This is a genomic window from Haloarchaeobius caseinilyticus, from assembly GCF_051207395.1.
In the GTDB taxonomy this organism is placed as follows: domain Archaea; phylum Halobacteriota; class Halobacteria; order Halobacteriales; family Natrialbaceae; genus Haloarchaeobius.
Genome location: NZ_JBPJZC010000001.1, coordinates 65,972 through 78,777, shown reverse-complemented (window position 1 = coordinate 78,777; position 12,806 = coordinate 65,972). Strand labels below are relative to the sequence as shown.

12 protein-coding genes and 1 tRNA gene are annotated in these 12,806 nt (G+C 64.8%); 5 read left to right on the top strand and 8 right to left on the bottom strand.

Going from position 1 to position 12,806, the window contains the following annotated elements; all coding sequences use genetic code 11:
• Positions 1 to 5: 5 nt before the first annotated feature.
• Positions 6 to 977, bottom strand: a complete 972-nt coding sequence (locus tag ACSC1P_RS00435; RefSeq protein ID WP_435358152.1) for an ABC transporter permease — start codon at positions 975 to 977, stop codon at positions 6 to 8.
• Positions 978 to 1,114: 137 nt separating this feature from the next.
• On the bottom strand, positions 1,115 to 2,083 hold the full coding sequence (locus ACSC1P_RS00430) for an ABC transporter permease (protein ID WP_435358151.1): 969 nt from the start codon (positions 2,081 to 2,083) through the stop codon (positions 1,115 to 1,117).
• A 218-nt stretch (positions 2,084 to 2,301) separates the two neighbouring features.
• Here ACSC1P_RS00430 and ACSC1P_RS00425 point away from each other — a divergent pair, with 218 nt between their 5' ends.
• On the top strand, positions 2,302 to 3,504 hold the full coding sequence (locus tag ACSC1P_RS00425; RefSeq protein WP_435358150.1) for an ABC transporter permease: 1,203 nt from the start codon (positions 2,302 to 2,304) through the stop codon (positions 3,502 to 3,504).
• A gap of 29 nt (positions 3,505 to 3,533) precedes the next feature.
• Here the strand turns inward: ACSC1P_RS00425 and ACSC1P_RS00420 are convergent, their stop codons facing one another.
• From ACSC1P_RS00420 to ACSC1P_RS00405, 4 genes are all read right to left on the bottom strand, one after another.
• A complete protein-coding gene (locus ACSC1P_RS00420) occupies positions 3,534 to 5,051 on the bottom strand; it encodes a YndJ family transporter (RefSeq protein ID WP_435358149.1) in 1,518 nt (505 codons plus the stop codon).
• Complete coding sequence (locus ACSC1P_RS00415; protein WP_435358148.1) at positions 5,051 to 5,713, bottom strand: DUF4166 domain-containing protein; 663 nt, start codon at positions 5,711 to 5,713, stop codon at positions 5,051 to 5,053. Before ACSC1P_RS00415 ends, ACSC1P_RS00420 begins: the two co-directional genes overlap by 1 nt.
• Complete coding sequence (locus ACSC1P_RS00410) at positions 5,710 to 6,621, bottom strand: DoxX-like family protein (RefSeq protein ID WP_435358147.1); 912 nt, start codon at positions 6,619 to 6,621, stop codon at positions 5,710 to 5,712. Before ACSC1P_RS00410 ends, ACSC1P_RS00415 begins: the two co-directional genes overlap by 4 nt.
• 168 nt (positions 6,622 to 6,789) lie before the next feature.
• Positions 6,790 to 8,310: a uracil-xanthine permease family protein gene (locus ACSC1P_RS00405; RefSeq protein ID WP_435358146.1), complete on the bottom strand. Its 1,521-nt coding sequence runs from the start codon at positions 8,308 to 8,310 to the stop codon at positions 6,790 to 6,792.
• A gap of 132 nt (positions 8,311 to 8,442) precedes the next feature.
• Here ACSC1P_RS00405 and ACSC1P_RS00400 point away from each other — a divergent pair, with 132 nt between their 5' ends.
• Positions 8,443 to 8,850 (top strand): hypothetical protein, encoded by a 408-nt coding sequence (locus ACSC1P_RS00400; protein WP_435358145.1) that lies wholly within the window; start codon positions 8,443 to 8,445, stop codon positions 8,848 to 8,850.
• 39 nt (positions 8,851 to 8,889) lie between these two features.
• Here the strand turns inward: ACSC1P_RS00400 and ACSC1P_RS00395 are convergent, their stop codons facing one another.
• Both ACSC1P_RS00395 and ACSC1P_RS00390 read right to left on the bottom strand, forming a co-directional pair.
• Entirely contained in the window at positions 8,890 to 9,123 is a 234-nt protein-coding gene (locus ACSC1P_RS00395) for a hypothetical protein (protein ID WP_435358144.1), read from the bottom strand.
• A gap of 168 nt (positions 9,124 to 9,291) precedes the next feature.
• Positions 9,292 to 9,366 (bottom strand) — tRNA-Glu (locus ACSC1P_RS00390).
• Positions 9,367 to 9,487: 121 nt separating this feature from the next.
• On the opposite strand from ACSC1P_RS00390, the gene ACSC1P_RS00385 reads away from it, so the two are divergent.
• Genes ACSC1P_RS00385 through ACSC1P_RS00375 form a run of 3 tightly spaced genes read left to right on the top strand, consistent with a single transcriptional unit; the run spans position 9,488 to position 12,414 of the window.
• Positions 9,488 to 10,225, top strand: a complete 738-nt coding sequence (locus tag ACSC1P_RS00385) for a fumarylacetoacetate hydrolase family protein (protein WP_435358143.1) — start codon at positions 9,488 to 9,490, stop codon at positions 10,223 to 10,225.
• 27 nt (positions 10,226 to 10,252) lie between these two features.
• Complete coding sequence (locus tag ACSC1P_RS00380; RefSeq protein ID WP_435358142.1) at positions 10,253 to 10,789, top strand: gluconate 2-dehydrogenase subunit 3 family protein; 537 nt, start codon at positions 10,253 to 10,255, stop codon at positions 10,787 to 10,789.
• A complete protein-coding gene (locus ACSC1P_RS00375; RefSeq protein ID WP_435358141.1) occupies positions 10,786 to 12,414 on the top strand; it encodes a GMC family oxidoreductase in 1,629 nt (542 codons plus the stop codon). The genes ACSC1P_RS00380 and ACSC1P_RS00375 overlap by 4 nt, the downstream gene beginning before the upstream one ends.
• Positions 12,415 to 12,806 lie beyond the last annotated feature (392 nt).

Below are 12,806 nucleotides of genomic sequence, written 5' to 3'. Positions count from 1 at the left end.
CCTGTTCATTCGAACTCGGCACGCGGGTCGAACCAGGCCGCGGCCACGTCCTGCAGGAAGTTCGCGCCGATGCCCGCGTAGGCGACGACCATCGTCGTCCCGATGATGAGCGGCATGTTCCGGTCTGCGATGGCTTGCAGACCGATGCGGCCGATTCCGGGCATGCCGAAGACGAACTCCAGTACGTACACCTGCACGACGAGCACCGAGAGGAGGTCGGCGAACACCAGCGAGACGAGCGGGAGCGCGGCGTTCGACAGTACGTGACGCATCACCCGAACGTCGGATGCACCCTTCGACCGGACGAGTTTCACGAAGTCCTCGCCGAGGATGTCGGCCGATTCGGCGCGGACGTAGCGCAACTGGCCGCCGGCGAGCGTCGTCGAGAGGACGGCTGCGGGGACGAGGTACGGAACGAGTGACAGAGGGTCCGTGGTGAGTGCGGCCACCGGGTCACGGGGGAAGCTGAGTCGCCAGCCGAGCTCGGTGCTGATGACGAAGCCGAGGCAGATGGCGAGGAAGTAGTTCGCGACGCCGAACGCGAGATAACTCCCTGACGAGAGGACTTGCGCGAGTCTGGACTCGGGCGCGAGTGCGAGGTACGAGCCGACGGCGAGCGCGACGACGAACGAGCCGACGACGCCCGGCAGGACGTAGGCCAACGTAATCGGGACCGCGTCGGCGAGGATGTCGGTGATGGGAGCGCCCGGTTGCCCGTAGGCACCGACGGCAGTACCCCAGTCGAACGTGGCGTAGTCGACGAGCCAGTTCACGTACCGGTCCATGAGCGGTTCGTCGAGGTTCTTCGCCTCTCTGACTGCGGCGAGCGCCGAATCCTGGTCACGCGCTCCCCGCGCGATCATGCCGAGGTTCGGGTCCGGGATCGTGGCGACGACGAAGAAAGCGACGGACAGGACGATGTACGCTGCGAACGTGGCGAACCCGAAGCGACGCGCAATGTACCACAGTCGACTCATGCAGTCACGTCACCCGAGACCGAGGAGGAAGGGAGCGTCAGTGGGGACATACAGGACTATCGCAGGCATGTGAGTTATAACAGGCGATTGGAAAAACGCGCATTTGACATACGATATCCAACGACACGCGGTGGCGACTACTCGAACTCTGCGCGCGGGTCGAACCAGGCGTAGGCCACGTCTTGCAGGAAGTTCGCCCCGATACCGACGTAGGCGAGTGTCAGCGTGGTGCCGATGATGACCGGCACGTTGCGGTCTTTCGCGGCTTGCAGGGCGAGGTCGCCGACGCCGGGGATGCCGAAGACGAATTCGACGACGAACAGTTGGACGATCATCGTCGAGACGAGGTCGGCGAAAAAGAGCGAGACGAGCGGCAGTGCGGCGTTCGAGAGGACGTGGCGAAGCACTCGGCTGTCTGTCGCGCCCTTGGCTCGAACCAGTTTCACGAACTCCTCGCCGAGTACGTCTGACGTTTCGGCGCGGACGTAGCGCAACTGGCCGGCGGCGAGCGACGTGGCGAGCACTGCTGCCGGGACGAGGAAGGGCCACAGCGACACCGGGTCGGCGAGGTCGAGCGAGCGCGGAAACGTGAGCGTCACCCACTCGAACTCGACGTTGGCGGCGAAGAGGATGAGTTCGGCGACGAAGAAACTCGGGATACCCAGTCCGAGGTAGCCGACGTAGGAGACGCCGCGGGCGAGACGCGACGACGGGCGCAGGGCGACGTAGGACCCGACGACCAGTGCGAGAATCGTCGACAGGACGAGGGCGGGAACGAGGTAGGCGAGGGTGACCGGAATCGCCCGTTGGAGGACCGTCGTCACGCCCGGGCCGGGGTCCCCGAACAGCCCCACCGAGTGTCCCCAGTCGAACGTCGTCATGTTGACCAGCCAGTCGACGTAGCGGTCCAGTAGCGGGTCGTTCAGGTTCTTCGCCTCGATGACTGCGTTCGCTGCCTCCTGTTTGTCGCCTTTCGCCTGGAACGCCGCGAGGCCGACGTTCGGGTCCGGGATGCTGGTAACGATGAAGAAAGAGACGGTCATCACGGCGTAGGCCGCGACGACCGAGAGGCCGAACCGGCGTGCGACGAAGGTGAGGCGGCTCACGCCTCGTCCACCCCGTGTGTCGGTCTCGGGTGGGTCGAATCGCTCATCTTGGCAGGACGATACGTCCGAGTAGTAAAGAATATGCGGTGACCAAAATCACGACTGTACATATTGGTACGTTTTTACATGCCGCCCTCGTCCGGTGTCACCATGTGTTCGCTCGCGGCGTCGGCTTCACGCAGAAACTCGTCGGTCGTCCCGGCCGGCGCTGATTCGCCATGACAGAGACGTTCGAATCCGTCGACTGGGACGAGGTCGACGGTGGCAAATCGCTGCCGAGCACTCGTATCTCGCTGGCACTCGCTGGCTTTCTCGCGGTCGTCGTCCTCTTCTGTTACGACTACGTCGCGCTGCCCCCGACGCGACCGACGTTCGTCGCGGTCGGACCGCACATCGACCTCGGGTTCTTCCTCGTGACGCCGATGACGTGGAACTTCGTCCAGTCGGACTGGCTGTTCGTCCCTGCGGTGTGGGCGGTCCTCCTGTTCGTCTGCTGGCCGCTAGCATCGTCGGCGCGTCTCCGGCAACGATACTGGCGCGTCATCCGCCGTCGCCCACTCGCAATCGCGAGTCTCGTGTACCTCACGGCCGTCGTCGTGGTCGGCTTCCTCGGCCCGCTGCTCTGGCAGGCCAGCATCAACATGCCACACTCCTTCCAGCCGCCAGCGTTCCTGTGGGGACCGGCTCGGGTCGCCGACCCTTGTCTCGGCACCGAGACCACGGAGCGCTGTTACGGGACGCTTCGCTACCCGCTCGGGACGACGCCGTTCGGCAAGAACATGATTCCCGTGCTGTTCACGGGCGCTCACGTGGCGGTGAAAGTCGCACTCATCACCGGCACCATCATCGTCCCGGTGGCCACCGTCGTCGGCTCCATCGCGGGCTACTTCGGTGGCCGACTCGACACGCTCCTGATGGGCTACGTCGACGTTCAGCAGACGATTCCGGCCTTCGTCGCCTACATCGTCCTCTCGTACTGGGGCCGCTCGCTGTTCCTGTTCGTCGCCGTCTTCGGGCTGCTCTCGTGGGGTGGCCTCGCGCGCCTCGTCCGCTCTGAAGCCATCCAGCGCAGCGAAGACGCCTACGTCCTCGCCGCGCAGTCGGCCGGGGCGTCGGACGCACGCATCCTCCTCACGCACGTCATCCCGAACGTCTCGAACGCGGCCATCGTCGGGCTGACCCGGCAGATTCCGACCATCATCCTCATCGAGGCCGCCATCTCCTACATGGACCTGAACGACATCATGATCGCCTCGTGGGGCGAAATCGCGGCACAGGGCATCCACTCGTTCTCCGCGGCGTTCCCCTACGTCTACTGGATTGCCCTCTGGCCAGTCCTCGCGCTCGCGTTCACGGTCGTCTCGGCGTCGATACTCGGCGACGCGATTCGTGACGGGCTGGACCCGAAGAACGCGAACTGAGTCGGTTACGTCGATTCTTCCACGAGAAATCACTCGGCTCCCAACCGAATCCGATACTGGAGCGTGAATACTCGCATCCCGAGTGTTTCGACGCGGTGGGTCGCGGTAACGACCCCTTCCGACTCGGCTGGCTCGACGACGAGCGTCTCGTCGAGTGGGAGTCGAACACCGAAGCCACGAACAGCGAGATACAGTCCGGCATCGTCGGTGTTGCCGGGTGCTGCGAACGACGAGAGGACGAGGGCATCGCTGTCGCTTCCACCGTTTTCGACGCGGAGAACTCCGGACAGGTTACAGCCCGGCAGCGGAAAGGCGACGCGCAGGAACGACCGATTCGGACCATCGTACTGGTCGTAGACGCCAACGTACGTCATCCGAGCTTCGGTCGGGACTTGGTCTCGATTCGAATTCGACCGCACCCAGGCCCGGTCGCCGGTCGCTTCGTCGGTACTGTCGACTGCGACGACGCGCCCGCTCAGTGCAGCCGTATCGTCGACCGCGACGAGCGGAACCGACAGTTGCTGCATCCGTGTCGCGACTGGCCGATACAGCACCGCGAGTCGTCGCCACGGCAGTGCCCAATTCGGGTCGACAGCCAGTTCGTACTCGCCCGAGCGTTCGAAGAACCGACGCACCGACGGAGCGACCGTGTCCGGGTCGAACTTGTCTGTCGAGTACGCCTCGACTGTACCCATCATCCCAGAAACGTCTGCGTCGCCGGTCTTTCCACGTCGTTCGAGGAAACCGGCGCCGATGTTCCAGCCACCACGAATGCGACTGAGCAGGATGCCCGGTGGTCTGGCTCGTGACTGGGGAATGTCGAGTCGCCAGCCGACGAGTGCCACCACTGTGAGGCCGTGGGAAGCGAGGAGTAAGCCGAACGACTCGGTGTCGATGCCGTCCACGAGTCCTGACACCAACCATGCGAGTCCAGCCGCCACGGTGAGAACGGCGACCGTCCCCCCGAACCAGGACCGTCGCTGCCTGCCTGCGCTGTACCTCCTCGTGAGCCCTACGACGATTGGGAGGAGCGCGCCCACGTGGAGGACCTGGGCGACAGTAGTCTGAGAAACCACGGAGAAGCCAGCCCGGTCGAACAGCAACGCGCCGCCAGCGAACAGCACCGAAAGGAGTCCGGCGTCGACCACTAGTTCCTCGACTGGCCACGGGCCGCGTCCGAGGAGTCGCCACGCACCGAAGCCAGCCACGCTCGCCATCGACGCAGCCCACGGAAGTGCTGCCAGAAACGCCCACTGTCCGGGGCTGGTCGTCAGCGAAACGACGCCGAAGAGTGCCGCCACCGGCTGACTCAGCACGGCAAATCGGTACCACATGGAACGTGTTCCGTCACGCCGAGGCGTGTCTACGACCCGGATAGCGAGGGGTACGGACACGAGCAGCGCGAGTGCGACGCTGGCTTGTATCGGTTCGAGGCGTCCCGCAACGAACAGTACGCACCAGCAGACAGCACCGAGAACCGCACTCGCGTCGGCGAGAGTCGGGACCGAGGAAGTCTCACTCGCAGCCTCCGCTGTGTCTGTCGCCATTAGTGACCACGCCAGTTCGCTGGCGCGTCTTCGGGGCGCAAGCGAGCGCAGTCCTCGTACTCCACCGTGAAACTCCCGTCGTACGCGAAGACGCGCCCGACGAGCGGATTGAACACCTCGACCGAAATCTGGAAGCACCCTTCCGCATCGTCGTATCGCTCGGTCACGTCGATGTCGGCACGGAACGGCCGTGGAACTGGCACCTGTCGACCGGCGACGGCCACCCACTGCGCGCCCGTCTCGATTTGGAGCGCACCCGCCGAAGTCACGGAAAACTGGAGTTCCGAGTGGAGCCTACGGTTGGTTCCGAGCGCGTCCACGATGCGACCGCGGTCCGCGTCGTAGTGCATGTACGCGTCGAAGCGACGGTCTGGACCGACCGCGAAGCGTCTGATGTAAGCGACCGTCTCGGTGCCGCCGTCGTCGAAGGGGCACGTTCGTACCTCGAACGGAACGTCGGTTCCGCCCTCCGGAAAGAGGAGATTTCGGACGGTTCCAGCCCAGAGGACCGGTAGTGCGAGTCGGTTCTTGCTGATGTGTCGCATCGTTCCTCGCCCGACACACCGCGTCTCGTCTTCGCTGGTCAGTGCGTACCGTTTCTGAATCGCTGGATGGAGGGCCGAGTACGCCGACCCGAGAGCGCGTTGGAAGATACTCGTCATCGCTCGGGTGACACCCGCAAACAGTTCGATGCGGTCGGGATATTTTCGGCGAGACGGGCAGCGATGACGCCCAGCGCGGCCATCCCGATGGCGGGCACGATCGGATTGTACGGGCCGAGCGCGAGCGACGGATTCGAGACTAGCGCGCCCGCCGCGAGGCAGACCGGTAGCAGGCCCGCGAGAGCAGGGAGCCACGACGACCGCCACCGTGCGAGCAACGCGACGCCCAGTGCGATTTCGAGTACTCCGAGAACGATGACTGCTTCGCTGGCCATCGATTCCAGGCCGAGTCTGGTGAACGGCGCTCGCTCGGCCGGGTGCGAGACGAGCAATTTCGGGACGAGTCCCTGATAGAGCCAGATGAGGGCCAGTCCGATTCGGGCGACGGCGTGGACGAGTATCGCGCGAAAACTCGTCTCCGGCGGCGTCCCGTCCTCGACCCAGCGAGCGAGCACGTCGAAGCTGAGCGCCGTCGCCCAGCCCATCAACGGGCGGAAGACGAACCGGTCGACGAGTGACCCGACCGGTCCCCAGCGCGTCTCGTAGTTGTACTCGGTGAGAAACCGCAGGTCGTCGCCGTCGCCGGTCTCCACGTATCGCCAGAGCCCGCGCCCAGAGCGGATGAGCGAACGCCGCTCGTCGCTGCGGAATTCGAGGACAGACGTGGTCGTTCCGCCGTCGTCGGTGGTCGCAATCGATTCACCAGTCCCTTCGACGCCCAGTCCGAACCCGATTCGCGTCGCGTAGGTGAACCGCTGCGGTTCGTCGTCGCCGTCTCGCGGGAGATACTCGATTTCTGAGAACCGGAGGTCCCACCGTTCGTGCTCGGCTGGCTGCTGGGTCCGCTCCCAGACCGCGTCGAGGGACCCGTCGACTGGTCGCTCGACGTAGATGGCGTCCTGCTTCATCGCCTCCACCAGTGGACTCGTCGGAGTGCCGATGCGGCGGCAGTGGGCATTTGCTACGCTATCGCATTGCTCCCATAAAGTTTCGCCGAGTAATCAGTTTGGTTTCGAGAGGCCGTCGTAACAGTACTCACCGGTTCGACCGAGAACAGCGATAGTAGCGGGTTCCGATTACGACCAGACCGACTCGAAGTCGTCCTCGTCCTCCGCGATGTCCTCCCACGCCGTGACGCCGCGTTCTTCCTCGGTGCCGGGAATCGTATTGTCCAGCACGAGTGCGATGAGCCCGCCGACGGCCATCCCGGTGCCGCCGATGACGAACAGAGTGTTGGCGACGGCCTGCGTACCGAGAATCCCACCGACGAGCGCGATATCTCCCAGTCCGGACTGGAGCGCGCCGACGCCCTCCAATCCACCCATGTAGTTCGGCACCGTGAGTCCGGTGAACAGCGCGATGCCGATGACGAACACGTTCCGCGAGGAGTCGAGGTCGACGTACTTCAGGTTCGAGAGGCCGACCGCGACGATTTGGCCGAACATCGCGACGAACAGGCCACCGACGATGGGGTCCGGAATCGTGGCGATGAGCTGGCCGAACGGGCCGAAGAAGCCGACGACGAGCATCACGGCCGCGCCGACCTGTACGACGCGTCGGGAGGCCACACCCGTGAGGCCGATGGCCCCGATGTTCTCGGAGTAGGAGGTCGAGCCCCCTGCACCCATGATGCCCGCGAACACGTTCATCAGGCCTTCCATCCCGATACCGTGATTGATGCGCGACTCACTCGGTGCGCCGGTGCCCGTGAGTCTGGCGACGGCGTGGTAGTCGCCGAAGCTCTCGATGATGGACGCCAGCACGCCCGCGAACATCCCGATGGCGAACGCGAGTTCGAACCGGGGCATCCCCCACTGGAGCGGGTAGATGGCGAAGACGAGCGACACGTCGGTCACCGCCGACAGGTCGACGTAGCCCTTCGCGCCGGACGAAATGACGCCCGAGACGCTGAGCAGCGCCGCGACGAGCCACGCAATGACGATAGCGAGCAGCACTGGGAACAGGTCGAACACCTTGTGTCTGTCACCCCAGTACTGCGAGAAGAGGACGACCAGGCCGACGGTCAAGCCGAGCAGCCACCAGTTCTGGTCGGCAGCGGTTATCTGTGGAACGTTGAACAGCGAGAGACCGATGAGTGCGATGGTCGGCGCGACGACCACCGGCGAGAGCAGGCGGCGTAACCGGCCGACGATGCCGAGGTAGCCGATGAACACCTCGGTCGCCGCCGCGGCGATGATGGCCCCCTGTAAGAACAGTAGTTTGCTCTCCCAGCCGGCGCTTCCTGGAAGCGCGGGCGCAGTCGCCACGATGGCCAGTGCCGGTGCGAGCATCGAGAACGGTGCCCCCTGCACGATTGGGTAGCGGTTCCCGATGGTCGTCTGGCACAGCGTCGCGATGCCGGAGACGACGAAGAACGTGCCCACGAACTTCGCCGTCACGGGTCCGGGCATCCCCATCGCCCCGGCGAGAATGAGCGGGACCGCGATGTTCGCACCGACCATCGTCAGGTAGTGCTGGACACCCAGCAGTACCGACGTGGTCAGCGGTGGTTCGTCCTCGATGCCGTACTCGACGAACGACGTCCCCCCGTCGGTCTCGACGGCGTCGCCCGAATCTGAGTCACCCTGCGTAGTCATGGTTCGTGCCGTTGCTCGTGACTCTCTAGCGGTCACAAAAGAGTTACTGGTTCGCACTCATCGCCACCAGCCGTTCTCAGCGCCGGAGAATCAGCGTCGGCGTAGATGCTCGCAGACTGCCTACACACGCACATGAAGACACAGACTGCATCCCGGTTTCCTGCCGCAGGAAGCGGCATCGGCATCGGTGTCGGCTTCGGTGCGTTCGTCGGCATCCTCGCGACGCTGCTGGCCGACGTGGCCATCACGCACGGTATCGTCTACGGCGCGGGCGGCGGCGCACTCACCGGCATCCTCGTCGGCTGGTACATCGACTCGCGGCCCGACACTGCCCCGTCGATGAGTCCGCAGGCCGTCGGTCTCGGTATCGGCCTCGTCGTCGGTGCACTGACCGGCCTGACGGCGGCGTGGTCGCTCTCGATGAATCCAATCGGTGGACTCGTCCTCGGTGCCGCGGCTGGCGTCGCCACCGGCGTGTTCCTCGGTGGGTTGCTGCCTCGGATTCACGGTGCGAGCGCCGACACCGAGATGGTGTACTGAAGAGCCATGGGTAACTCTGGGACGAGTCTGCGTTCGCCGTCACCAGTCGTCTTCCCACTCTCGAAGCATCCGCCAGCACGACAGCAAGGCGAACACAGTGAGGCCGTACGCACTCGCTGCGAGCAGCGACTTCGCGACTGTCAGTCCGACGCTCGTCCCGGCGGCGTACCACATCCCGAGAGAGACGCCGAACGCGGCCACCCCAACGGCGGCGCTGGCCCAGTAGACGAAGTACGTATCGTACGCAGTCGGGTACATGGACTCCATCGACATCGGATGTTTTCCACTCTCCGTCGTGGGTGATAACGATTTGGTCACTCAGCTAAGAACTGTACGCAGCGGCCGCCAGTAAATCGTCTTCCGCCGTCGGGCAGGTCGCCGAGTAATCCTCCGGGGTGAACACACGATACGCGGTGCTCAGTCGTCGATTCCTCGGAAAAGTGCTCGGTACGGGATTTGAACCCGTGTCATCGGCTCGAAAGGCCGAAATGATTGGCCGGGCTACACCAACCGAGCGCATTCGTTGATTCCCGGTGAGTAATTTTAAACCTGTCGTTCCGGTCGCCGTCTGGGAGACAGAGACACGCTGAGTCGCCGGGTCCTCAATCCTTAACACGCGAGACGATGACACCCAGCCATGAAGCGCGTACGGTTCCGCGACCCTGCCGGGGCGACCCGGACAGGCGAGTGGGACGACGGGACGATTCGAGCAGCAAGTAGCGAGTACGAACAGGACGACGTCACCGTTCTCCCACCCTGCGAACCGAGCAAAATCGTCTGTGTCGGGCGCAACTACGCCGACCACGCGGCCGAGATGGACAGCGATGTGCCCGACAGACCGCTACTGTTCCTGAAACCGCCGAACACGCTCTCGTCGCACGGAAGCAGGGTCACCCTGCCGGCCGGCAAGGATCGACTGGACTTCGAGGCGGAACTCGGCGTCGTCGTCGGCGAGCAGGCGCGGAACGTCGCCGCAGCAGACGCGATGGACTACGTGGCGGGCTTCACCTGCGTGAACGACCTGTCGAACCGCGACGACCAGCGCGAGGAAACGAACTGGGTCCGCGGGAAGGCGTTCGACGGCGCGGCCCCGGTCGGCCCGGTGCTGGCGACGCCCGACGAGGTGCCCGACGACGCGTACGTCCGGTCGTACTGCAACGGCGAGTTGCGACAGGACGGCTCGCGCCAGCAGATGATCTTCTCGGTGCGAGACCTCGTCGAAGAGATTACGACGTACATGACGCTCGAACCGGGCGACGTCATCGCCACCGGGACACCCGAGGGCGTCGGCAACCTCGAAGACGGCGACGAGGTCGCTGTCGAAGTCGAGGGCGTGGGTCGGCTGGAACACACCGTCGAAATCCCCAGTCCTTAAGCGCGCTGTCGCCTACATCCGGCCAAGATGGAACTCACGAGACGGGACGCGCTCGCGGCGCTCACCTCGGCCGGCATCGTCGTCGGGACCGGCGCAGCAGCCCTCTCGCAGTCCAGCCTCCGCGACGCCAAGGACCGGGTCGACGCCGAGGTCGACGTAGAGACGCTAGTCGCCGTCGCAGAAGTCGTCTACCCGAGCGAGGTCTCCGGTGTCGACGAGTTCGTCCGGACGTACGTTGCGGGGCGGACCGACGGTCGGCCTGACTATCGCGAGGGCATGGCGGCGGCGCTCGCCGTCGTCGACGACCGCGCGACACGGTGGGAAGACGGCCCGTTTGCAGAACTCGAACCCGGCGCCCGCGATAGCGTGTTGCGCTCGATGGGTGTCGACGGGGTAGAGCCAGACCCCGACGGAACGACCGCCTCGCAGGTTCGCTACTACGTCGTGAACGAACTGCTGTACGCCTTTTACACGTCGCCGACGGGTGGCGAACTCGTCGGTATCGAAAACCCGGTCGGCCACCCAGGCGGGACCGAAAGTTACCAGCGGGGGCCAGAGTCGTGAGCGAACCGTCGTCGTCGAATCTGGACCGGTCACCCGAACCACGCGCAGCCGTCTGTATCGTCGGCGCGGGCCCAGCGGGTGCGCTCGTCGCCGCCCAGCTCGCGGAGGCGGGGCACGATGTCGTGGTCCTCGACGCTGGCCCGCGATTCGACCCGGCTGACCGTCTCGAACGGATGGAACGCCAGATTCGCCCGACCCACGGGCCCGAATCTATCTGGGACATGGGCGGCGAGCGCGACGCCTTCACGAACTCGGGCGAGCAGCACTACCCGCTCAATCACTCGCGCGTGAAGGGCATCGGCGGCACGACGCTCCACTGGCAAGGGATGGTGTACCGACTCCACGACGCCGACTTCGCGCGCGAGAGCAGGGACGGCGTGGCGGCCGACTGGCCCATCGGCTACGACGACCTCCAGCCGTACTACTCGCAAGCAGAGACAGAATTGGGCGTCGCCGGAGCCGACGACAACCCCTTCGCGCCCGCACGCGAGGAACCGTACCCGATGCCGGCGTTCCCGCCGTCTCACTCGGACGCCATCTTCGCCGAGGCGTGTGAGACACTCGAAATCGCGACGCACACCGCCCCAAATGCACGTAACAGTGAGGCGTTCGACGGGCGCTCGCCGTGTCAGGGCTACGGGACCTGCAAGCCAGTCTGTCCCTCCGGTGCGAAGTACGACGCGACGGTCCACATCGCACGGTCGGAAGAAGCCGGAGCGACGGTCATCGACCGCGCACCAGTCCAGCGACTCGAACACGGCTCGGCTGGAGAGACGCTCGAAGCAGCCGTGTACGCGACGCCAGACGGCGAGGAACACCGACAAGAGGCGAGACAGTTCGTCCTCGCTGCTGGCGGTATCGAGATTCCGCGGCTCCTGTTGCTCTCGCGCTCGGAACAGTATCCCGACGGCCTCGCCAACTCGTCGGGCCTCGTTGGTCGGTACTTCATGGACCACCTCGGCGCGCGCGTCGGCGGCCGCGTCGACCGCGAGACGCGCCAGAAGCACGTCGGCTTCATCACGAGCGAGAGCCACCAGTTCTACGACACCGCCGACGCCGACGCGGACCGCGGCCCGTACAAACTGGAGTTCTCGAACTACGCCGGGCCAGCACCGAGTCGCCTGGCACTCGACGACGACACCGAGGCCGCGTGGGGCGACGACCTGTTGACGGAACTCCGCGACGCATACGGGTCGTATCTAGAAGTCACCGGTCTATGCGAGCAAGAGCCCCGGAAAGAGAATCGCGTGACGTTGAACCCGGATGTGACCGACGACCACGGGAACCCGGTGCCGGACATCCAGTGGTCGCTGAGCGAGCGCGACCGCCGGACCGTCGCGGCCGCCGTCGAGAAGCAACAGGCCATCATGGCCGAACTCGGTGCCGAGGTCGAGTGGGAAGTCGGCCCCGAGAACACTGGGCCGGCGTTCCACCACATGGGGACGACGCGGATGGGGACCGACTCGGCATCGAGCGTCGTCGACTCAGACTGTCGGACCCACGACCTCGACAACTGCTGGGTCGCGTCGTCGTCGGTCTTCGTGACTGGTGGGGCGTTAAACCCGACGCTGACCATCGCGGCGCTGTCGCTCCGCTTGGCGGACCGTCTCGACAAGACGTTGTAGCGACTGCCGCGACGGTCCCGGACCGGGACTCCCAGACGCGCGTCTTCCGGCCACTCGTCTCCTGTGTCAAGCCGTTCTCGCAAGCCGATAGCGGCGACGACGGTTCTCCGGCCAGCTTTGACCTGTTTCAGACACTGGCCGTCTTGAGAGAACAGACTCAATTTCGTATAGCGAAATACAGTACATATGTCTCGGCTCGCCCACGGTTCTGGCAGCAGAATAGTTGGAAAATCAGCAGAAGAAGGTCGAATTCGCCCCGAGTGAACCAGCAGCGAATCCGGAGCATGCGAGCGACTCTCACCCCGACCGAGGATTTATGTTCTTTGCCAGATTGGTTTCCGATAGGTCGAATGGAGACCCTATTTAAATTCTGACGAGGGACCGCACTGCTC